Here is a 23,056-nt window from a genome sequence, read left to right on the forward strand (position 1 = left end):
TTCTTCTACTATCTTACTTTCAATGTAACTATGGTTAATATGGCCAACATGATCGATACGATCACAAATCGCGTCACGATCTTGGACTCATGATAACCCTTTTTCTGATAATGGTGGTGCAAAGGCGACATCAGGAAAATCCTTCGGCCTTCGCCATATTTCTTCTTGGTATACTTGAAGTAGGAAACCTGAAGGATAACCGATAGATTCTCGATCAAGAAAATACCACACAATACCGGAATCAATAATTCTTTACGGATCAGGATCGCGAAAGCAGCAATGATACCACCGATCGCCAAACTACCCGTATCTCCCATAAATACCTGTGCAGGGTAGGCATTGTACCAAAGGAAACCTGTACAGGCTCCAACAAATGCACCCGCGAAGATTACCAGCTCACCCGAATTCGGGATAAACATAATGTTCAGGTAATCCGCAAAAATGATGTTACCGGATACATAGGCCAATATGGCCAAGGTAATCCCTATAATAGCGGAGGTTCCCGTGGCGAGGCCATCGATCCCATCTGTAATGTTAGCTCCATTGGAGACTGCCGTGATGATAAACACGACAACAACCAAGAAAACAAAGAACGTTGCCAAAGGGCTATTGATACCGAATACGTCCAACACTTTGGCGTAATCGAACTCATTGTTTTTGTAAAAAGGAATGTTCGTCTTGGTAGACTTCACATTCTCGGCATAGGTCTTCTCCCCTGTTGATGGATTGATGATCACTTCCACCGGTTTTGAAGAAGTAGGATTTGCCACTTGCTGTCTAGCAACAATCTCAGGGTGGAAATACATCGTGATCGCGATCAATACGCCCAATCCCACTTGACCAATCACCTTGAACTTCCCAGCCAATCCTTCTTTATTCTTACGGAATACTTTGATGTAGTCATCCAAGAACCCGATTGCACCCATCCAGATCGTTGTGATGATCATCAGGATGATGTAGATATTATCCAATTTTGCAAAGAGCAATGTTGGGATCAAGATACCGGCGATGATGATCAGACCTCCCATTGTAGGGGTTCCTTGTTTTTTCTTCTCACCTTCCAATCCTAAATCACGGATGGTCTCTCCCACTTGTTTTTGATGCAGTAAACGAATCAATCGGCTACCAAATACCGTTGTGATGATTAACGAAAGGATGACTGCCATGGCCGTACGAAACGAGATATATTGGAATAATCCAGCACCTGGAATATGTACGTGCTCGTTAAGCCAAGTGAATAAATAGTAAAGCATGCAGTCTAATTATGTTCGTTAAAAATCTTTATTAATTCCTCTTTATCGTCAAAGTGATTTTTCACCCCATTGATATCTTGGTATTTCTCATGTCCTTTTCCAGCGACCAAGATCACATCCCCTGGTTGTGCTAGATGGAAAGCAGCACGGATAGCCTCTCTTCTATCTGTAATCGAGAAAACATTCTTGCGCTTATCTCCAGGAATACCAACTTCCATTTCTTTGATAATGGCAGCAGGGTCTTCCGTTCTTGGATTGTCCGAAGTCAGGACCACTTTATCGCTCAATCGTGAGGCTACTTCTGCCATCTCTGGGCGTTTAGTCTTATCACGGTCTCCACCGCAACCCAACACCGTCAGGATCTGTTGACCAGGCTTTCTCAATCCGCCAATGGTTTCCAGAACATTTTCCACCGCATCAGGGGTATGGGCATAGTCCACAATGGCAACCACACCTGTAGTAGATTTTAAGGTTTCAAAACGCCCCTCAGCACCGGTGATCTCACTCAAAGCCATCAACACCTTTACAGTCTCCTGCTCCAATAAAATGGAAGCACCGAACACTGCCAATAGGTTATAGGCATTGAAATCACCGACCAATTTCACCCACACTTCCTGTCCGTCAACCTGCAATAACATCCCATCAAAATGGCTTTCCAAGATTCTTGCCTTAAAGTCCGCCATTTGGTGCAAGCCATAGGTTTTCTTATGGGCAAATGTATTCTGAAGCATCACCTGACCATTTTTATCATCAATATTGGTCAATGCAAATGCATATCTGTCTAAATCATCAAAGAACTTTTTCTTCGCCTTGATATAGTTGGCGAAAGTTCCATGGAAGTCCAAGTGATCATGCGTGATATTGGTAAAGATGCCACCCGCAAATTTCAACCCTGCGATACGCTGCTGAACAACAGCATGCGAACTCACTTCCATAAAACAGTAGTCACATCCATCTTCCACCATTTCCTTCAACAGGGAATTCAATGATATGGGATCTGGAGTGGTATGGGTCGCTTCAACAATGCGCTCACCGATCTGGTTCTGCACCGTAGACAACAGGCCTACATGAAAACCCAATCTGCTGAACAGGTTGAACAGCAAGGTAGCCACGGTCGTTTTCCCATTGGTACCTGTCACGCCCACTAACTTCAATTTCGAGGATGGATTTCCGTAAAATGTAGAGGCCATTACACCCAGTGCATAAGCCGAATCGCCGACTACCACATAAACTACATCTTCCTTGATCTCCTCTGGTAATTCTTCTACCAGCACCACGGAAGCACCTGATTCAATCGCTTTATTGACGAAAAGGTGTCCATCGGTCTGATGCCCACGAACTGCCACAAATACACTGCCCTTAACCGCCTTTCTTGAATCCAAGCATAGCGAGCTAACCTCTGTGTCCAGAGACCCTCGGTAATCAATTACCGGAATGGCATGTAGCAACTCTTTCAACAACATATTAATTCAATTCTATTAGAACATGGGTGCCAGGTTTTAATTTCTGACCAGCAACCAATGATTGATTTATTACTCTTCCTTTTCCCCTTACAGTGGTCTTGAATCCCGCATTCTCCATCGCGTAGATTGCATCTACCAATCCCATTCCTTTCACGTTCGGCACTACACCTTCCTTAAACTCTGCCACTGTAAATGCGCCCGCCGAATGGTTCGCTGAATCCTTATCAGCAGCAACAATGGAATTCCAGTTCACGGCCTGCACGCCCAACATCTCATAGACCTTCGCCGTAGCATCCTTAGAACCTTTCAAAGTATATGGAACTTTATTTCCAGCTACATTTACTTTTCTATTGTTAAATGTCTTGTGCAATGACAGGTCATTTGCAAAAACCATATCAGCCAACTCTCTAAATACAGGACCTGCTACCGAACCACCATAGTATCCATTCCTAGGATTACGAATCACGACGATCATCGAATACTTTGGATTCTCCGCTGGGAAATAACCTGCAAATGATGATTGGTATCTTCTCGCTCCATATCCCCTTGCACCATCAGCCATCTGCGCTGTACCTGTTTTACCTGCAGATGAATAAAGTGGGCTCTTCAATTTCTTACCGGTCCCTTCAACCATCACCCCTTCCATCATCTTCTGCATCTTACCGATCGCCTCTTTGGAAGCAATCTGCTTATTGATCACCCTAGCTTCAAACTTCTTAACCGTTGAACCTAGGTGTTGAATTTCTTTTACGAACAATGGAGCCAACATCTTACCATCATTGGCAACTGCATTGTACAAGGTCAATGTCTGCAATGGCGTTAATTTCAACTCATATCCATAGGCCATCTGTACCAATGACAGCTTGCTCCAAGACCTGCTGTCCGGCATTTTCACCCAAGGATTTGCCTCACCTGGAATTTGCAAGCCTAATGGCTTGGCCATTCCCCACTCGTGCAATTTGCCAGTGAATTTCTCTGGATTCTTGCCATATGCATTCCCGATCGTCTTGGCAACCCCCACGTTGGAAGACTCTTCAAATGCCTCCTTGATGGTCACCTTTGATTTTTTCGGTGGGTGAGAATCTCTAATGGTATGGCCAGGAACTTTCCAGGTACCATTACCGATATCGATTACTGTATTGGTATCAACCTTATTATCATCCAATGCCACTAGGTAGGACGCAACCTTGAAAGTTGAACCAGGGTCAGCACCTTGCGCAATGGCATAATTAAATTTCTCTCTATATACCCCTTCACCATCTCTGGTAAAGTTGGCAATCGCACGTACCTCTCCAGTTTCCACCTCCATCAGGATCACACAACCGTTGTCTGCATTACTGATGATCAGCTGTTTTTCCAAGGCGCGTTGCGCCATGTCCTGCATATTCACATCAATGGTGGCAATGATATCCGAACCATCGGTTGGAGCGACCTCCATCTCACGGTTTACCGGAATCCATACCCCACCGGCAATACGCTGCATCAACTGCACCCCGCTCTTACCTTCGATATAATCTCCATATGCACCTTCCAATCCAACACGAACGGTATCGCCCTTGCTGTTTTTATAACCAATGGTACGGGCTGCCAAATTCGTGAATGGCAGGATACGCTTGTTTTCTCTTACTGCTATCAAAGAACTGGAGAATCTTTCCTTCTCTTCCTTAAAGTTTCTCAACAAAGGAAAGGTCTTTAGGACCTTCAACTGTTGGTGTGATACATTACGCTTGATCAAAACGTAACGTTGTTTTTTAGCCCTTGCCTCTTTCAACTGAGTCAGGTACTGTCTGGCCGATTTATCCTTAAAATAGGCCGCTAGCTTACTGGCCAAAGAATCCACCCGAGCATTGAACACATTGTTGTGCTCGGATGGAATGGCCATCGCATCAAACCGTATCTCATATTCCGGAACAGAAGTAGCCAGTAAACTTCCGTCATTGGAATAAATATTTCCTCTTGCCGCTTCGATTACGCGTTCGCGTATCGTCAAGCTATCTGCAATCTCACGCCACTTATCACCGTCCACATATTGCAAATGCAATAATTTCCCAAATACCATTAAAGCACCAAAAACCATCAGGCCAAACGCCAGGTACACCCTAATCAATATGGACTTCCTAATATTCATGTTTTGGTCTTAATCTTTATTTTACTTCCCTTACTATTTCCAACTTGATTGGCGGTTCCGTTCTTTCTTTCAAGCCCAAGGTATCCGCACGTTTTGCAATCTCTGTCTGCGTGGTCAATTTCATCAACTCGGCATTCAACGATTTATAGTCCCAACCTAACTCCTTCACTTCCCTGCCCAACTTATCGATCCTTCTAACCGTATTCTCTGCCAAGTGACGGTTTGAGATATACAGCAAACCTAATAAGGCAAGAAATGCCACGAAAGGCAGATTCTTGGCAACTAGGTATGTAGAAAGCTTTTTCTGAGAAAAGAAGGTCTTCAGGAAGTCTTGGGTTTCCTCAACCTTTTCCTCCAGTGCATCAGACATCTCCTCTTGCACTTCCTCACTCAGTTCATTTTGCTTTATAGTATTTCTCTTTGCCATATACCTTCGCTACTATATTTTTTCCGCAATCCTCAACTTCGCACTGCGTGCTCTATTGTTCTGTTTTACTTCATCTTCCGAAGCAACGATCGCTTTTCGACTGATCACTTTAAATGGCTTGATCTCATTCCCAAAGAAATCCTTCTCCACTTCGCCCTTAAACTTCCCTTTGGCCATGAAATTCTTTACCAACCTGTCTTCCAATGAATGGTATGACATGACTACCAAACGACCTTCCGGTTTTAAGACCAATGAGGTCTGCTCCAAAAATTCCTGCAAGGCTTCCAGCTCTTTGTTCACCTCAATGCGCAGGGCTTGAAAAACCTGAGCATGATATTTATGCTCTTTGCCTTTAGGAACCAATTTCTGGATCACCTGCTTCAACTCGGCCACCGTCTGGATCGGATTGCTCAATCGGCTCGTCACAATGGTTTTGGCCAAGGATTTCGCATTCTGGATCTCACCGTACATCCCAAAAATCCTGTGCAATTCCTCTTCAGGATAGGTATTCAGTACTTTACGGGCATCCAAATCAGCTACTTGATCCATTCGCATATCCAGATCCGCATCAAAACGGATGGAAAAGCCACGGTCTGCAGCATCAAATTGATGCGATGAAACACCAAGGTCAGCTAAAATCCCATCCACTTGTTTCACCCCTTCCAGGCGCAAATAATTTTTTAAGAACTTGAAATTTTGATGGATCAATGTAAATCGATCATCAGGAAGTGTGTTTTTAATCGCATCTGGATCTTGATCAAAAGCGATCAATCTGCCATTTGGCCCCAAATGCTTTAGGATTTCCTTCGAGTGTCCACCACCCCCAAATGTCACGTCTACATAAATCCCGTTTGGCTTTATCGCTAGTGCGTCGATACATTCCTGCAACATCACAGGAACATGATATCCAATTTCATTATTCATTGTCATCTCCTGCAAAGTTAAATCCACCCATTACCTCCTCAGCCAATGCAGAAAAATCCTCGTCAGTACTACTGTCCATCATTTTTTCGTATTCGTCTTTCGCCCAAACCTCAATCTTATCAAACTGACATTGCAAGAAAACCTCACCTTTGATATTGGCATATTCCAGCAATGATTTTGGCAAAAGAACCCTACCTGCAGAATCCAAAGAAAGCTCCGTAGCACCACGCATAAACTGACGGATAAAGTTCCTGGTCTTCTCGTTATACTGGTTCAATTTCGAAAGCTGGTGCATCTTCTTGCTCCATTCTTCTTTGGTATAGATCACTAAATTCTTCTCAAAACCGCGATTCATAACAAGCCCCTCACGCTCTACATCAGGCAGTTGCCTTTTGAGCGCAGCAGGGACCACCATTCTTCCTTTGGTGTCTAGCTTGCATTCGAATTCTCCGATTAATTGAATCATTTCCTATAATTCTACTCTAATTTTAATGTAAAAGTATACACTTTCTCCCACAATCTCCCACAATGCCCCACAAAAAAGTTTTCCACATAGCCTATCAACTACAAAAAAGCCCTTTATTGCACTTTAAAAGCATAATAACATTGAAATACAATAAATTAAGAATTGTAAAAATCACCCCCATAACGGTAATATTTAGCCCCAATTCTCTTGTTTTTAAGGAATTGTAGACTCAAAAAACAGCAAAAGTGGGGCGAAGTGGAGCAACTGGAACCAAATGACATGTCGAGTGGGGGAAAGTGGTAGAATCGGCTGTTTTTTGACCTGGATTTCATAGGGCTTTTGCTCAAGCCCTACCCTCCTTCTGGTTATTACTTAAATATTCTTTATTCTCGCATAAATGCGATAATTTTGTGGCTCAATAAAATTGAGATAATCATGCACAGAACACATACTTGTGGCGAATTAAGAATTGAAGACCTAGGAAAAACCGTAACCCTGAGCGGATGGGTACAAAAATCACGCGATTTAGGTGGAATGACTTTTATTGATGTTCGTGATAGATATGGTATTACTCAGCTAACTTTCAATACCGAAGACAATGAATCACTTCGTAGCCAAGCCCGCGAATTGGGAAGAGAGTATGTTATTAAAGTTACAGGTACCGTTATTGAACGTTCCAGCAAGAACCCTAAAATCCCTACCGGAGATATTGAAATCAAAGTCAGCAACCTTGAGGTACTGAACGAATCAAAATTACCTCCTTTTACTATAGAAGATGAAACAGACGGCGGTGAAGACCTCCGTATGAAATTCCGTTACCTGGATATCCGTAGAAATCCCGTAAAGAACAGCCTATTGTTCCGTCATAAGGTAACCCAAGAGGTAAGAAACTATTTATCTGCCCTAGATTTCTGCGAGATCGAAACACCTTATTTAATAAAGTCCACACCTGAAGGTGCCCGTGACTTTATCGTTCCATCCCGCATGAACCCTGGTCAGTTTTACGCACTTCCCCAATCTCCACAGACCTTTAAACAACTGTTGATGGTGGGTGGAATGGATAAATATTTCCAAATCGTGAAATGTTTCCGTGACGAGGATTTACGTGCTGATAGACAACCTGAGTTTACACAGATCGACTGTGAAATGTCTTTCGTAGAACAAGAAGATATCTTGAACGTATTCGAAGGTATGACGCGTCACCTATTAAAGACCATCCATGGAATCGAATTGGATCAATTCCCAAGAATGACTTTTGACGAAGCGATGCGCACCTATGGCAACGACAAACCAGATATCCGTTTCGGAATGAAGTTTGGCGAACTGAATACCGTAGCTCAACATAAGGACTTCGCGATCTTCAACAATGCCGAATTGGTTGTTGGTATCGCAGTTCCAGGCGCTGCTTCCTACACTAGAAAACAGATCGATGAGCTAGTTGATTGGGTTAAACGCCCCCAAGTAGGCGCTTCTGGAATGGTCTATGTAAAATGTGAAGCTGATGGAACCTATAAATCATCAGTAGATAAATTCTACGACCAGGCTGACCTAGCTAAATGGGCCGAGGTAACCGGCGCTCAAACTGGCGACCTGATCTTAATCCTTTCTGGACCTGCAAATAAAACAAGAGCGCAATTAAGCGCCCTGCGTATGGAATTAGGAAATCGCATGGGCTTACGTAAGCCGAACGAATTTGCTCCACTATGGGTAGTAGACTTCCCATTATTGGAATGGGATGAAGAAACGGAAAGATTCCACGCTATGCACCACCCATTTACATCTCCGAAAATCGAGGATATGCCTTTATTGGATACTGACCCAGGAAAGGTTCGTGCCAATGCATATGACTTGGTGTTGAACGGAAATGAAATCGGCGGTGGCTCTATCCGTATCCACGACAAGGATATGCAAGCCTTGATGTTCAAGCACCTAGGCTTTACTCCTGAACAGGCACAAGCGCAGTTTGGCTTCTTAATGAATGCTTTCCAATATGGAGCTCCTCCACATGGTGGTTTAGCATTCGGCCTTGACCGCTTGACCGCAATCTTAGGAGGTCAGGAAACCATCCGTGACTTTATCGCATTCCCGAAAAACAATTCCGGACGCGATGTTATGATCGATGCTCCTGCTGAAATTGCCAAAGAACAATTGGACGAACTAAGCATCAGCTTAATCGAACCGAAAAAATAAAAAACACAAAAGCAAAAATAGCGGTCAACGAAAATTGACCGCTATTTTTTTGTTCATAGCTCAAATTTTGAACAGCGCTTTAGTTATAAACATTTTACTGCCTTTAGCAGATATTTTTTTATCTTTAAAATTGGTTGATTATCACGCTCAACCTTTATTTTTGCATGAGCAACAGAACATCCCTATGGCACAGACAGTAGCTGAGAAATTCCTGAAAGATAGTGCTTCAAAATCCTTCGATTTACAGCATAGACAGATTATCAATAATAACATTGATAAGTATGAGCATGCTTTTGAAAAAGGGAAAAGTAAGTTCCTAGACCTCGAAAATTCCAAGATCAAGGCAAACCTGATCAAATGGAAGGTAATAGAGAATCTGGATCGCTATCTCCTGGATTTTGAATCCAATTTTACAGCGCATGGCGGCAAGGTCATTTGGGCAAACGATGCTGAAGAAGCTCGGGAGGAAATCTGGAAGATCATGGAACAGCACCAAGCCAAATCGGTAGTAAAATCCAAATCCATGGCCACCGAGGAAATTGAGCTCAACCATTTCCTGGAAAAGAAAAACATTGAGACCATTGAAAGTGACTTGGGTGAATTTATCATTCAACTGCTTGGTCAAAAACCGTATCACTTCGTCACTCCTGCCATGCACCTCAGCTTGGAGGAGATTGCGAAACTATTCCATGAAAAGTTTGATACCCCATTGGAAGCTACAGCTGAAGAGCTCACGATGAAAGCCAGGGAAATATTGCGAGAGAAATATACCCAAGCCGATATCGGAATCACAGGAGCAAACTTCCTATTGGCAGATACCGGTGCCATCGCCATTACCGAAAATGAAGGAAATGCCCGATTGACTACCACCTTCCCTAAAGTGCATATCGCCGTTGTAGGGATCGAAAAAATATTGCCGAGCATAAACGACCTAGACCTTTTCTGGCCTTTATTGGCCACCCATGGAACTGGTCAAAATCTAACGGTATACAATACCGTCTTATCTGGCCCAAGGAAAAACACGGAATACGATGGCCCTGAGGAGATGTATGTCATCCTCTTGGACAATGGCCGTACCAATGTACTTGAACAGAAAGAGCAACGCCAAGGATTGTACTGTATCCGTTGTGGCGCTTGCCTCAATGTATGCCCAATCTATCAAAATATTGGTGGCCATACTTATGAAACAACCTATCAAGGTCCTATTGGCTCCCTGATCTCACCTCACTTGAATGGCATGAAAGAATTCAAGCATCTCAGCTATGCTTCTTCCTTATGCGGAAAATGTACAGAGGTCTGTCCGGTAGGCATCGATATTCAAAAGATGCTTTTGGTAAACAGAAGGGATGCTGTTCAACAAGACCTGGTTTCTTCAGTAGAGAAGAAAGGCTGGAGCATGTTCACTTGGGCAATCCAAAAAAGAAAACTCCTTGATTTCTTCGGAGGAAAGACCAAAAACTTCTTTGTCCGAAACTTCTTCAAGAAAGCTTGGGGTAACCAACGCGAACTTCCAAAAATTGCCGATAAATCTTTTTCCCAGCAATGGAAAGAAAAACAGAAAGATAAGTAGATAAATCTTATTGAACAGGTCCGTTTTTTGAACCAGGATGTTCGGGATTCGAGGATGGACCAAGATCTGGGAATGAACCAGGATTCAACAGATTCGAGGATAGACCAAGAACGGAGAATGAACTAGGATGTGGCTCGACTCTGCTCCTTTAGCTTTCTATGAATACAACTCCAGCGCATTTCCAATTCTGAACGGTCAGTAAAGAATCCGTTCGGTTCTCCTCCATCAGGCCCTGTCATTCTGCACCGAAAGGTGCAGGAACTGTACGCCAAAAAACTCATTGCTTGAATGGTTTCGATAATCTTTTTGCCTCAGATTAACTTGAAAAAGTAACAAAGAAAATTATTGTCAACTCGACTTCGTACTTGAGGATCCTTTAGGTTCCTATAGTCGATGATATTTACGCCCTTTGGTAAATTTCATCTTCCAGACTTTTTTTTAATAGAAAAAAAGGTTCACTTTCGCGAACCTTTAAAAATAAAAACATTAAAAACCTATTTATCTCCTCACTTTTACTTTTCTGTATCGACAATTGACTTACTATTTTCTGCCATACGGATAAACTCTGCACGATAGCCTTCATCATCCTTTCCTTTTGCAGCTTTTGCACGGGCGATCAAGCTTGCAAAACTTGAGTTTTGCTTATAATCTGAATTACGCAACAACATCCCAAATTCAGCAACTGCTGTTGCAAAACGGAAATCCTCACTCACGGTATCAAATGCTTTTGGAGCATCTTTCACGACAGTCTGCTGCAATTCACTCTTGTCCGATTTAGGGTCTTTGTACCTGAATTTCACGGTTGCCAATTCCCCATTCTTAGACCCCAGATTTGGTTTATCGTTATTCTGGTATTTCAATGGATCAACCGTTCCAATAATTGAACTCTTAACACCTACCGGAATGATTTCGTAGATCGCAGTTACGGTATGTCCAACCCCCATATCTCCGCCTATTTTAGCATCATTATTGAAATCTTCCGCTTCCAATAAACGGTTTTCATAGCCCACCAATCTATAGGCTTGCACATAAGCCGGATTAAACTCCACTTGAATTTTCACATCCTTGGCAACGGTAAATAAGGTCGCTCCAAATTCAGTCACCATAGCCTTTCTTGCTTCTGAAATATTATCGATATAGGCATAGTTGCCTCTTCCTTTGTCCGCCAAAGTCTCCATCTTACTATCTTTCAGGTTTCCCATTCCATAACCTAATACAGTCAGGTTAACCCCACTTTCGCGTTCTTTGGCAATCAAGTCTTCCATCGCTTCATCACTGGACTCACCCACATTGAAATCTCCATCCGATGCCAGGATAATTCTATTGTTTCCATCTTTAATAAAATTTGCTCGGGCAATCTGATAGGCTTTCTTAATTCCTTCTCCACCGGCAGTAGAACCTCCAGCTGTCAGTTCATCAATGGCAGTCTTGATTTTCATCTTTTGATCCCCACGGGTACTTTCTAATTTTACTCCAGCAGAGCCTGCATAGGTAACAATGGCAACCTTATCTTCTGGTCTCAATTGGTCCACCAGCATCTTCAAGGAAGACTGCACCAATGGTAATCTATTATCTCCCATCATAGATCCTGATACATCGATCAAGAAAACAAAATTGGATGCCTTCAAATTTTCCTTAGGAATATCTTTTGCCTTCAAGGCGATACGCATCAACTGATGCTCCTTATTCCAGGGCGAAGTGGTTAGCTCTGTATAGATCTTCACGGGCTCGCCATTGGTCGGACCTTGTAGGTCATATTGGAAATAATTGATCATCTCCTCTACCCTTACCGCATCTTTAGGCGGCAGATTCCCTGCATTGATCATTCTTCTTACATTAGAATAAGAAGCAGCGTCCACATCTACAGCAAAAGTTGACAAAGCTTCTTTCGTAGGCGAAATAAATCCGTTCTCTTCAAAACGACCATAAGTTTCCGTATTTTGAGGTCTAGGTTGCAAATATAAACCGTTTGAATGTGCCATTGCACTGCCGGTTACCCTCTTTTGTGCTTTATTACCATAGCCTACAACAACAACTTCTTCTAATAAGGCTTCCCTTGCTTGCAGTACTACCTTTATGCTATTCTTCTTTCCTACCTTTACTTTTTTAGTTTCGTACCCTAAAAATTTAAACAGCAAAATATCTTTTTCAGCAGCTTTTATGGAAAATGCTCCTTGCTGATCGGTCAGCGTTGCTTGCTGCTTTCCTTCCACGCGAACCTCCACACCGGCGAGTGCCAGCTGTGTTCCCGCCTCAGTTACAATACCTTTGATCATTCTTTCTTGGGCTAGTCCGCTACCACCTAGAGTAAGCAAAAAGACTAATAATGCAAATATTTTATTCATGACTAGTAAGTTTTGCCAAAGGATGCAGAAAAAATCAAATTTCCATAAACGAGAAAAAAAAATTAATTTTCAGCAGTAAATGAGCACTAGGACCTTGTCAAAACAGAAAAATCTATCGGATGAAGATCTGCTAAAACTCTATCTGCTGGATGGCGACCTCAACCATCTGGGAGACCTCTATCAAAAGCATAGTGAAATGGTCTATTATGTGTGTTTACGATACTTTAAAGAGCCTGAACGCAGCAAGGATGCGGTCATGCAAATCTTTGAGGAACTCATCGACAAAGTCAAAAAACAAGATATACAGGATTTCCCCCGCTGGCTCTACGTGGTCAGTAAGAACCACTGCCTGATGGCACTGCGATCTGCAAAAAACAAACAAGAAATTGTTACAGATAATTTTGTGGAATTTTCAATGAACCTGCATCAGGAGGAAAACTATCAAGAAAGGGAGGAACAGTTATTGAGACTGGAAAGCTGCTTGGATACCTTAATAGAAAAGCAAAAGAAAAGTATTCAGCTCTTTTTCATCGAACAGAAATGCTACAAAGAAGTGGTTGATATAACCGGCTACAGCATGAACGATGTAAAAAGCTATATCCAAAATGGCAAAAGGAATTTGAAGAACTGTATGGAAAGGAATTCTCATGAATAAGGACTTTGACATAGCATATCTACGCAAATACGTGAACGGAGAACTGAGCGACTCCGAAATGTATGCTATTGAAAAGGCATCCCATGAAGATGAACTTTTAATGGATGTATTGATGGGATTGGAGGAAGAGAAAAAACTGAACAACCCTCTTGAAGTCGCAGATCTTCATTCCGCAATTTTCGAAAGGACGCATCCTGCGAAGGTTAGACCATTCAGCTTCTATAGAAACCTATCGATCGCAGCCTCGGTATTACTGGCATTAGGTATCGGTACGATTTGGTACTTAAACAGGGACCAGAACAAGGTCGCTGAGACGATGGAAACCGTGGCCATGGACAACAAAGCCGATGTGCCGACGGATACCACGCTGAACAGTATACATTTGGACAGTTTAGATGGCCTCTCCGAAGAGGACAACCTGATTGCCCTTGCTACACCAGCCGAACCTGCTCCAGCTGGAGCGGAAGCTTCAGCCCAAAGGAAAAAAAACGCGAATATTGCAAAGCCTACGGTAGAAGAAGTGCTTGCTGATAATTCCGATGTTTTCTTAAGGGAAGTTCCTCGATCGGACACAAGTACTTTCCATGATAAAATTGACAATCGAATAGCTTCAAACGAAATGGGATCCTTCAAAAAGATAGACAAAACCAATGTCATCCTGATGAATGGAAAGACGCCAGCGAAGTCAAAACAAACTAGCCAAGCTGCAGTTGCTTCGGCAGACCGCGTTAGCTCCCTACAAGACGTTAAAAAGTTAGCGACCGGCCGTGTCCTAGATCAGCAATCTGGAAGGCCGATCGTTAGTGCATCGGTGCGCGATGTCAAGACCAACGATGTGGTCATGACCGATTCTTCTGGCCAATATATACTGCCCTTGACTTCAGACAATCAAAAACTGGAAATCCTTTCCCTAGGTTACGAGAAAGAATTGATCACTGCCAGCAACAATAAGATCGTGCAACTCAAACCAAGCTTTGGAGCACTTGACGAAGTAGTTGTCGTTGGCTATGGAAATAAAACGGAAAAGGTAAAATCAGAACCTCTAGTAGGTTGGGTTGCCTACAAGAAGTACATCAACGATAATTCTTACCAAACCCTGTTGGGCAAAGGCTCCGTTACCTTGATCTTCGATATTTCAACATTCGGTAGGCCGATTGACATCAGCATCAAGAAATCAAGCAATCCTGACCTAAGTCAGAAAGCCATTCAGATTATCCACAATGGACCAGATTGGAAAAAAGGTAATGATGGCAAAAAGATTGAAGTCAAGATCAATTTCAGATAAAATACATCCCCTTTAAAGTTTAATCTTGCTAAAATAAAAAAGGATAAATCATGAATTCATCCTATCTATTGCTCTGAAAATTCTTCGAGAATGCTTCGAGACATATTCGAGACATATTGCCAGATTTCCGAATATGTCTCGAATAAGGTCAAAGTATGAGCTGAAATATTAATACTAAAATTTTTCTGACCGATAATATTGAACAAAACTCTATTTGAGCTTGATTATACTCCCATTCGAGCTACAGGTCCAACCTCTTGTCCAATAAAGTCTTCTTTCAAGAACTTTTGGTAGCCTGCAATGGAAATCATGGCTGCATTATCTGTACAGTATTCAAATTTAGGGATAAATACATTCCAATTATATTTTTTCCCCATTTCAGTCAGACCATTCCTTAAACCAGAATTGGCAGATACCCCACCGGCGATGGCAATATCCTTCACTCCGGTCTGCTTGGCTGCTTTCTTTAATTTATTCAACAGGATGGAAACGATACGGCTCTGAACAGATGCACATAGGTCATCCATTTTTTCATTCAAGAAATTAGGGTTCTGTTTTATTTCAGCCTGTACCAAATATAAAATTGCGGTTTTCAATCCGGAGAAGCTAAAGTTCAGATCTGGGATTTGAGGTTCGGGCAACTTAAAGGCATCGGGGTTTCCGTTTTGGGCATGCTTGTCAATCAAAGGTCCGCCAGGGTAAGGAAGATCTAAAATCTTTGCAGTCTTATCAAAGGCCTCCCCTGCTGCATCGTCTAAAGTTTCGCCCAACAGTTCCATTTCAAAATAATCCTTGACCAATACGATTTGCGTATGACCACCCGAAACGGTAAGGCATAGGAAAGGGAAATTAGGCTTTGGATCATCAATGAAGTGCGCTAAGATATGTGCTTGCATATGATTGACATCGATCAATGGGATATCCATGGCCAAGGCAAATGATTTTGCGAAGGAGGTCCCCACCAATAAAGCACCTAAAAGTCCAGGTCCGCGTGTAAAAGCTACTGCATCTATGTCATTTTTCCGTATTTTAGCAGCAGCGATAGCTTGGTCTACTGTTGGAATGATGTTTTGTTGATGTGCGCGAGAAGCTAACTCAGGAACCACACCCCCATATTTAGCATGAATTGCTTGACTTGCAATAATATTTGACTTAATTTCGCCGTCTATACATATAGAGGCCGAAGTTTCATCACATGAAGATTCTATTCCTAGAATAATGGCCATTTTGAGAGAAGTATAAAATTTAATTTACAAAAGTATCAAAAAAATACTTAAAATAACGCTTATTAGCCTGCTCAGCATACTCGCACTGCTGTCGGTAATTTTATTCTCTTTACAATTTTCATCTGTTCAAACATTTGTCACCAAAAAAGTGGCAAAATACCTTTCCAAAGAGCTTAATGCCAAAGTAGAAATCGGAAGCATTTACTTCAAGCCTTTCTCCGAACTTAATCTCTATAATTTCAACCTGGCAGACCAAAATGGAAACCTTATTCTTTCTGCAAAGAAATTAAATGCAGACCTTATCCTGACGGATTTTTTCCGGAACAAGGTCATCATTGAAAAATTAAATATTGAGCAGGCCTATGTGGATTTTCAGGTCTACAAAGACAGTTCAAACATCAAATTCCTTATCGACTATTTCAGCCCGAAAAAGAAGAAAAAAACTGGCCCTAAGAAGCAAATGGAACTGAAATTGTACGAAGTCAATTTGGTTGACAACCATGTCAAGATCATTAACCATACCCAGAAACACTATAACCGTGGAGTGGATTTTTCGGACATCGAACTGACCCATCTCACAGGCAATTTCAGCAAGATAGAACAGGATAGCAGTTCGATAAAAGCCAAGATCAAGAAATTGACATTCCAGGAGAAATCTGGTTTTATCGTAAGAGAACTGAGTGCAGATGCCTTCGTTACGGACCAATCCATGGAATTTGACCAATTAAAGCTGATCACCAACAATTCCTCTTTGGGAAGACACTTGAAATTCAGTTATAAAGATTTTGGCGACTTTGGTGATTTCGTGAAGAAAGTACAGATTGAGTCAAGCATGAGCAATGTATTTGTTGATTCCAAGGACATCGAATACTTTGCGCCAGACATGAAATTTGTCAAGTTTAAAGCCAAAGTAAACCAAGGTAGTGTCAAGGGTACGGTAGCCAATATGTTCGTGAAGGATGCCGATATACAGACCGGAGAGGAAACCCGATTGACGGGGGATTTCAGCATCAAGGGGCTACCCGATATCAACAGGACAATTTTTGATTTCAATGCCAATCAGTTGCAGACCAGCGCTTCTGACGTGGAAAAACTGGTACCTGAACTTTCTAACAGAGGTTCTTTTGACTTACCTGAGCAGCTTCATAGATTGGGACAGATTAATTTTAGGGGGACTTTTAAAGGGCTGTATAACTTATTTGATGTCGTGGGGGCCTTCGACACGGAATTGGGAAAATTAGAGACCAACGCTAAAATAGACATCCAAAAGAATATTCAGTACGCTGGAAACATGCAATCTGAAGAGTTTCAGATTGGAAATTTGATCAACAGCAATAGCATCAAGAACACGGGGCTTAATCTGGACTTTGATGGGCAAAACTTGGATTTCAAAGAAATTCAATTGAACATCATAGGAGACCTGAGAAGACTACAACTTAATAATTACCAATACGACAGCGTATCCGTGGATGCCTTCCTATTTGAGGAGCAGATTGAAATGAATGGCCACATCAGTGACCCGAACATTGCCTTGGCTTATGATTCGAAAATTAACCTATCCGGTGAATTCAACATCTATAATGTTGATGCCCAGATCGATCAAATCAACCTAAAGAAATTAGGCTTGGTCAATAAGGATAGCATCATCATCTATGATTCCAATATCAGCACGCACCTGACCGGCAACAACCTCAACAACCTGAACGGAGACCTTCGGGCCAATCAGATCAACATGCAGACCAGTAAGGGGAAATTCAGCATTGATGATGTGTTCTTTGCCGCTGAAGGCAATGAAACGGATAGGCTCTTGACCCTAAAATCCAATGTGATGGATGGAGAGATGAAAGGTGTGATAGACCTGAACACACTTGTACCTTATTTCAAGGCATTGGCCATGAAATATGCACCGGCAATTGGCTTGGAAACAGAACCGTACAATCCTCAAATTTTCGACCTTGAACTCAAGGTCAAATCCTTTGAACCTGTATCCGCATTTTTGGACCCAACCTTAACCTTGGAGGATGGAGCAACCTTAGAGGCCCACTTTAATTCAGAAGATTTTACGGCCGAATTCAATGCCTTTAGTCCTTTTGTAAAGTATCAGGGCATTAACCTGCAAAACCTGAGCATCGATGAGATTGCTGACGAAAATGCTTTCTCCCTCAACCTGAAAGCGGACAAGGCATTTCTGACAGACTCCGTTTTTGTCAATAATGTTGAAATCAACAATATCCTTTCCAAGGACAGCCTATTGTTTAATATCAAAGGGGCAGAAGAAACCGAAAAGAATTACATGCGTTTGAATGGTAACATTCACTTCGCCCACAATAAACCTGCATATATCCGTTTTGAGGAGTCCACCATCGTTGTGAATTATGAACCTTGGGCTTTCAACAAAGATGCTGAAATGCGGGTGTCCAAGGGGAAATTCTATTTAAACAACTTAATTGCATCCCAAGGAAACCAAAGGGTGGAATTCAATGGCGTATTATCCAATGAAGACGATAAACTAGACATCAAATTTGAAAGGTTCAACCTGCATTCTTTGGAAACGGTAACCAAGCCAATAGGGGTTCATTTAGATGGTGAATTGAACGGAAACATCGAATTGCATTCCATTTTCAAAAAGCCTTACCTATCTGCAAACGTAACTACCACACCTTTGGTGTGGAACCAAATACCAATTGGGCAATTGGTCCTGTTAGCAGATTTCGATCCGGAATCGAAGGTGGCCAATTTGGATTTCCAGTTATTGGACGACCGAAAAAGAGGATTGACCCTGAACGGTACCTACCAAGTGGTATCCGGTGAACAAGCCATAAATTTAAAGGGAAACCTGAACCAGACCGAATTGATCTTGTTCCAACCTTTTATCCGTAGCTTGGCATCCGACCTGGAAGGAAAAATGGATGCGGACCTTCAAATCACAGGAACACTTCAAAATCCTCAAATCAATGGTTCAGCGAAGATTGAAAGTGCATCCTTCAAGGTTAATTACCTAAAGACCACCTATAACCTGAACAATCAGTCTGTGATGATCGATAATAACGCGGTCATGATGAATAACCTGACCTTTACCGACTCTAAAGGGCATCAGGCCGTAGCGGGTGGAGTAGTCAATCTTTCAACATTGAGCAATCCATATATCGATGTGAATGTAGCGACCAATAATGTGATGATCCTGAATACAACCTATAAGGACAATAACCTATATTATGGTACTGCATATGCCACAGGAACCTATCAATTTAAAGGATATACCTCGGCGATCGACATTAATATCAAGGCCAGGTCAGAGGACAATACGGTAATCAGTATTCCATTCAATACGGCCATGACGATCTCAGAAAGTGACTTTATCTACTTTGTCAGTAAAGACTCCAGCGTAAACAAGGAAAATGCAAACCGATATTTCCTAAAGGGCATGACGATGAATATGGACCTGGAGTTGACTCCGAGTGCAGAGGTCAACCTACAGACCGACATTGGTTCGCTGAAAGGTACTGGAACCGGAGAAATCAGTTTGAAGATTTCCAGTTTGGGCGATTTTGAGATGTTCGGGGATTACGCCATCAATTCAGGAAAATTCCACTTTACGGCGCAGGATTTTATCAACAAATATTTCGACATCAAGCAAGGTGGAACGATTCGCTGGACGGGATCTCCTTCAGGAGCAACCGTCAATATCACGGCAGTTTATCAGCAGCGCACCTCCATTGGTGATCTGTATAATGCAGCTGGGCGTGCCGGCACGGACGAAAGAGTATTGGCGCAGGCTGACATGATCATCAAGGGAACCTTGAGCCAGCCCGATGTCTCCTTTGACCTGAACTTCCCACAAACACCATATGTCAAGGATGAACTGCAAGCCTATTTCAGTGACGCCAATAATGTCAATCAACAGGCATTGAGTTTAATTATCCGGAGAAGCTTTACCGCTGGAAACTCGGGAGAAATTGGCAGGGAGGTAAACAATACCTTATTATCTGCCGGAACGGAAATCGCCTTTAACCAATTGAACAATATTCTGGCGCAATCCCTAAAGATCAACTTCCTGGATTTCAACATCCGATCGCTAAACGATGCCTCTGCATCCTTCCGATTCTTTGATGACCGATTGGTTTTGACAGGAGGAATTGTGGACCGTAGGAACATACAGACGACCGACCTGACCTTTTTCTCTAACCAGGTGGCGACCGATGCTGAACTGACCTATAAGATCAGGAGAGATGGTAGCTTGATGTTTAGGGCATATAACCGATTGAATACAAGAAATATTCTCTTTACCCCTACGGACGATTATATCAATGCTGTCGGTTTGGTATACCGTCAGGAATTCAATACCCTTGGTGAGTTTTGGCGTAAGATGTGGACATGGAAGCCTAAGCGCGACAGCATCCCATCTATCCCTAACATCCCACAGGACAGCATCAAGAGCTCGTCTGACAGCAGTACGAACGTTAATCCAGGTAAAGCTCCAAAAGCTGGTTATGTTCCGCCTCCAGGCTTCCAGTAAACTCAGGCTGCTTGGCACGGTTGTACCAGTACCTAGCATTCCATAGATCCCCTTCCACACGATGTAGGTAAGCATGTACATGGGCAGACTCCCTATCATTAAGGTGATCGATCAGGTCATGGGCATTTTTCCAGTCCCCTTTCGCATCATACCATAGTGCTTGAACCTGTACATTCCAGTTTGGATTTGGCTGAGCGTCTTTCAAGGTTGATTTAAATTCTTCTAAAGTCATGGAATTAAGATATTCATTTTTTTAAGATAAAGGAAATCGTGCGGCTTTCGAGGCGATAGATTTCAAGAGATAGTTAAAAACAAAAGGGCGATTATCGCCCTTTTGTTTTTATTATTTAAACTTGCTTGCCAAGGCTGCCAGTTTAGCTGCCATATCGGTTTCAGGTGCTCGCTCCTGACGTTTGTCGGAACGTTTATCTGAACGTTTCTCCGAATGTTTCCTTGGGGCTTTTTCCTCCGTTTTCATGGTCAGACTGATTCTGTTTCTTTTTTCATCAACTTCAGTCACTGTAACGGTCACCTGCTGTTGAACTTTTACGACCTCATGGGGGTCAGAAACAAAATGGTTAGCCAGTTGGCTGAGGTGAACCAATCCATCCTGATGAACACCGATATCCACGAATGCTCCAAAATTGGTAATATTCGTAACGATACCTGGCAGTTTCATACCGATTTTCAGGTCTGAAATCTTATTCACTCCCTCGGTAAATGAGAAGGCTTCAAACTTATCACGAGGGTCCAACCCTGGTTTAGCCAATTCAGCCATGATATCATTCAAGGTAGGCAACCCTACTTCATCCGATATGTATTTCTTCAGGTCAACACTCTTTCTGACCTTTTCATCTTTCATCAGGTCCTGGATGGAAACATGGATATCTTTCGCCATCTGTTCCACCAAAGCATAACGCTCGGGGTGAACTGCAGAGGCATCCAAAGGATGATCCGCATTGCGGATACGCAAGAAACCCGCGGCCTGTTCAAAAGCCTTGTCCCCTAGCCTAGGCACCTTTTTCAATTCCCTGCGAGAACTGAATGGACCATTTTCTTTCCTATAGTTAATGATCTGTTGTGCCAAAGCAGGTCCCAATCCAGATATATAGGATAGGATCTGTTTCGAAGCTGTATTCAGCTCCACCCCAACCGAGTTCACACAGGACATCACGGTATCATCCAGCGCTGACTGCAATTTATTTTGATCCACATCATGTTGGTACTGTCCAACCCCGATTGATTTAGGATCGATCTTCACTAACTCGGCCAAAGGGTCCATTAATCTTCTACCAATGGAGACTGCACCTCTCACGGTTACATCATGGTCAGGGAATTCTTCCCTTGCCACTTCTGAAGCAGAATAAATAGATGCTCCACTTTCATTGACCATTACGATTGTTGCTCCCGGCATGTTCATTTTACGGATAAAATCTTCCGTTTCCCTACCGGCAGTACCATTACCGATAGCAATGGCTTCGATATCATGTGCTGAGATCAATTTTTTGATGATACGCTCAGCTTCCGCCTGTCCGGCCGCGCCATTGTGCGGGAAGATAGCTGTATTTTCCAAAAGGTTCCCTTGCGCATCTAAAACGACCGTCTTACAACCAGTCCTGAACCCAGGGTCAATGGCCAACAGTCTTTTTTGACCAAGTGGTGCCGCCAATAACAATTGACGAACATTGTCCGCAAATACCTTAATGGCTTCCTCATCAGCTTTCTGTCTCGTCAATACGCGGATTTCCGTTTCCATAGAAGGCTTTAGGAGACGTTTATAGCTATCGGACAGTGCCAATGACACTTGTTTGCTCGCTTCATTGTTTCCTTTGATATATAGCTTCTCAATGCCTGGAACGACATCTGTTTCAGCGATATCAATATCGAGGTACAATAATTCCTCCTTTTCACCTCTTCGCATGGCCAAGACACGGTGCGAAGGGGCCTCTTTCAGGGATTCAGTCCATTCGAAATAATCTTTGTATTTCAGTGCAGCTTCTTCTTTGCCTGGAACAACACGCGAAACGAACTGTCCTTTGTTCAACAATGTTTTTCGGGCATGAGCGCGCACTTCTGCATCTTCAGCGATTTGCTCGGCTATGATATCACGAGCACCAGCGAGTGCTTCTTCCAAGGTTGCTACACCTTTTTCATCATCGATGAAGTTGGCAGCATTGGATTCCACATCCAATTTATCTTGCGTAAGCAAGAGATCAGCTAAAGGCTGCAGGCCTTTTTCGCGCGCTGCAGAAGCTCTGGTCTTGCGCTTAGGTTTGTAAGGCAAGTAGATATCTTCCAAGGCAGCCATGGTTTCGGCTGATTTCACTTGGATCTCTAGTTCCGGAGTAAGCTTACCTTGATCAGCGATCGACTTCAGGACGGCTTCCTTACGTTTGTCCAAGTCTCTCAATTGCTGCATGCGATCACGGATGGCTGTAATCTGCACTTCATCCAAGCTTCCGGTCAATTCCTTACGGTATCTCGCGATAAAAGGAACCGTTGCACCTTCATCCAATAGGTTGATGGTGGTATGCACTTGTTTCTCGCTAATCGACAATTCTTTCGATACGATAATCTCGTGGGATGTACTCATAAAATATTTTAAAAT

The 23,056-nt window shown here is 42.7% G+C and carries 15 protein-coding genes; 5 read left to right on the plus strand and 10 right to left on the minus strand.

Features of this window, described 5'->3' with window-relative positions:
* Nucleotides 1-8 precede the first annotated feature (8 nt).
* From mraY to mraZ, 6 genes are read right to left on the minus strand one after another with little or no spacing between them, the layout of a single operon-like run.
* On the minus strand, nt 9-1,253 hold the full coding sequence (mraY, locus tag NLF99_RS18940; RefSeq protein ID WP_254530139.1) for a phospho-N-acetylmuramoyl-pentapeptide-transferase: 1,245 nt from the start codon (nt 1,251-1,253) through the stop codon (nt 9-11).
* A 5-nt stretch (nt 1,254-1,258) separates the two neighbouring features.
* Entirely contained in the window at nt 1,259-2,716 is a 1,458-nt protein-coding gene (locus NLF99_RS18945) for a UDP-N-acetylmuramoyl-L-alanyl-D-glutamate--2,6-diaminopimelate ligase (protein WP_254530141.1), read from the minus strand.
* A 1-nt stretch (nt 2,717) separates the two neighbouring features.
* Entirely contained in the window at nt 2,718-4,844 is a 2,127-nt protein-coding gene (locus tag NLF99_RS18950; protein ID WP_254530143.1) for a penicillin-binding protein, read from the minus strand.
* A 16-nt stretch (nt 4,845-4,860) separates the two neighbouring features.
* Nucleotides 4,861-5,271 (minus strand): FtsL-like putative cell division protein, encoded by a 411-nt coding sequence (locus NLF99_RS18955; RefSeq protein ID WP_185214335.1) that lies wholly within the window; start codon nt 5,269-5,271, stop codon nt 4,861-4,863.
* Between the two features lie 12 nt (nt 5,272-5,283).
* Complete coding sequence (gene rsmH / locus NLF99_RS18960; protein ID WP_254530232.1) at nt 5,284-6,195, minus strand: 16S rRNA (cytosine(1402)-N(4))-methyltransferase RsmH; 912 nt, start codon at nt 6,193-6,195, stop codon at nt 5,284-5,286.
* Entirely contained in the window at nt 6,188-6,661 is a 474-nt protein-coding gene (mraZ, locus tag NLF99_RS18965; protein WP_185214334.1) for a division/cell wall cluster transcriptional repressor MraZ, read from the minus strand. The genes rsmH and mraZ overlap by 8 nt, the downstream gene beginning before the upstream one ends.
* A 435-nt stretch (nt 6,662-7,096) precedes the next feature.
* On the opposite strand from mraZ, the gene aspS reads away from it, so the two are divergent.
* Together aspS and NLF99_RS18975 are read left to right on the plus strand one after the other, a co-directional pair.
* Nucleotides 7,097-8,851 (plus strand): aspartate--tRNA ligase, encoded by a 1,755-nt coding sequence (aspS, locus tag NLF99_RS18970; protein WP_254530145.1) that lies wholly within the window; start codon nt 7,097-7,099, stop codon nt 8,849-8,851.
* Between the two features lie 184 nt (nt 8,852-9,035).
* Complete coding sequence (locus NLF99_RS18975; RefSeq protein WP_185218547.1) at nt 9,036-10,421, plus strand: LutB/LldF family L-lactate oxidation iron-sulfur protein; 1,386 nt, start codon at nt 9,036-9,038, stop codon at nt 10,419-10,421.
* A gap of 512 nt (nt 10,422-10,933) precedes the next feature.
* Here NLF99_RS18975 and NLF99_RS18980 read toward each other — a convergent pair.
* Entirely contained in the window at nt 10,934-12,766 is a 1,833-nt protein-coding gene (locus tag NLF99_RS18980) for a von Willebrand factor type A domain-containing protein (RefSeq protein ID WP_185214331.1), read from the minus strand.
* Between the two features lie 79 nt (nt 12,767-12,845).
* On the opposite strand from NLF99_RS18980, the gene NLF99_RS18985 reads away from it, so the two are divergent.
* The gene (locus tag NLF99_RS18985; protein WP_185214330.1) at nt 12,846-13,421 is read left to right on the plus strand and encodes an RNA polymerase sigma factor; all 576 of its coding nucleotides are present in this window, start codon (nt 12,846-12,848) and stop codon (nt 13,419-13,421) included.
* Nucleotides 13,414-14,706, plus strand: a complete 1,293-nt coding sequence (locus NLF99_RS18990; protein ID WP_254530147.1) for a carboxypeptidase-like regulatory domain-containing protein — start codon at nt 13,414-13,416, stop codon at nt 14,704-14,706. The genes NLF99_RS18985 and NLF99_RS18990 overlap by 8 nt, the downstream gene beginning before the upstream one ends.
* Before the next feature lie 224 nt (nt 14,707-14,930).
* On the opposite strand, the gene tsaD is transcribed toward NLF99_RS18990, so the two are convergent.
* Nucleotides 14,931-15,932 (minus strand): tRNA (adenosine(37)-N6)-threonylcarbamoyltransferase complex transferase subunit TsaD, encoded by a 1,002-nt coding sequence (tsaD, locus tag NLF99_RS18995; RefSeq protein WP_254530150.1) that lies wholly within the window; start codon nt 15,930-15,932, stop codon nt 14,931-14,933.
* A gap of 148 nt (nt 15,933-16,080) precedes the next feature.
* Here tsaD and NLF99_RS19000 point away from each other — a divergent pair, with 148 nt between their 5' ends.
* On the plus strand, nt 16,081-20,448 hold the full coding sequence (locus tag NLF99_RS19000; RefSeq protein ID WP_254530152.1) for a translocation/assembly module TamB domain-containing protein: 4,368 nt from the start codon (nt 16,081-16,083) through the stop codon (nt 20,446-20,448).
* Here the strand turns inward: NLF99_RS19000 and NLF99_RS19005 are convergent.
* Both NLF99_RS19005 and NLF99_RS19010 read right to left on the minus strand, forming a co-directional pair.
* Nucleotides 20,393-20,680 carry a hypothetical protein gene (locus NLF99_RS19005; RefSeq protein ID WP_254530154.1) on the minus strand — a complete coding sequence of 96 codons (288 nt, stop codon included), beginning with the start codon at nt 20,678-20,680 and terminating at the stop codon, nt 20,393-20,395. The two genes, NLF99_RS19000 and NLF99_RS19005, sit on opposite strands and share 56 nt — an antisense overlap.
* 111 nt (nt 20,681-20,791) lie before the next feature.
* Nucleotides 20,792-23,041, minus strand: a complete 2,250-nt coding sequence (locus NLF99_RS19010; RefSeq protein ID WP_254530156.1) for a Tex family protein — start codon at nt 23,039-23,041, stop codon at nt 20,792-20,794.
* Nucleotides 23,042-23,056: the final 15 nt, after the last annotated feature.

It is taken from the genome of Sphingobacterium sp. LZ11T8, assembly GCF_024261425.1.
In the GTDB taxonomy this organism is placed as follows: domain Bacteria; phylum Bacteroidota; class Bacteroidia; order Sphingobacteriales; family Sphingobacteriaceae; genus Sphingobacterium.

Coding starts and splice junctions, on each gene's coding strand:
- NLF99_RS18980 (WP_185214331.1), bottom strand. CDS start 12,766: ATGAATAAAATATTTGCATTATTAGTCTTTTTGCTTACTCTAGGTGGT.
- NLF99_RS18950 (WP_254530143.1), bottom strand. CDS start 4,844: ATGAATATTAGGAAGTCCATATTGATTAGGGTGTACCTGGCGTTTGGC.
- NLF99_RS18955 (WP_185214335.1), bottom strand. CDS start 5,271: ATGGCAAAGAGAAATACTATAAAGCAAAATGAACTGAGTGAGGAAGTG.
- NLF99_RS18985 (WP_185214330.1), top strand. CDS start 12,846: ATGAGCACTAGGACCTTGTCAAAACAGAAAAATCTATCGGATGAAGAT.
- mraY (WP_254530139.1), bottom strand. CDS start 1,253: ATGCTTTACTATTTATTCACTTGGCTTAACGAGCACGTACATATTCCA.
- NLF99_RS19010 (WP_254530156.1), bottom strand. CDS start 23,041: ATGAGTACATCCCACGAGATTATCGTATCGAAAGAATTGTCGATTAGC.
- NLF99_RS19005 (WP_254530154.1), bottom strand. CDS start 20,680: ATGACTTTAGAAGAATTTAAATCAACCTTGAAAGACGCTCAGCCAAAT.
- NLF99_RS18990 (WP_254530147.1), top strand. CDS start 13,414: ATGAATAAGGACTTTGACATAGCATATCTACGCAAATACGTGAACGGA.
- mraZ (WP_185214334.1), bottom strand. CDS start 6,661: ATGATTCAATTAATCGGAGAATTCGAATGCAAGCTAGACACCAAAGGA.
- aspS (WP_254530145.1), top strand. CDS start 7,097: ATGCACAGAACACATACTTGTGGCGAATTAAGAATTGAAGACCTAGGA.
- tsaD (WP_254530150.1), bottom strand. CDS start 15,932: ATGGCCATTATTCTAGGAATAGAATCTTCATGTGATGAAACTTCGGCC.
- NLF99_RS18945 (WP_254530141.1), bottom strand. CDS start 2,716: ATGTTGTTGAAAGAGTTGCTACATGCCATTCCGGTAATTGATTACCGA.
- NLF99_RS18975 (WP_185218547.1), top strand. CDS start 9,036: ATGGCACAGACAGTAGCTGAGAAATTCCTGAAAGATAGTGCTTCAAAA.
- rsmH (WP_254530232.1), bottom strand. CDS start 6,195: ATGAATAATGAAATTGGATATCATGTTCCTGTGATGTTGCAGGAATGT.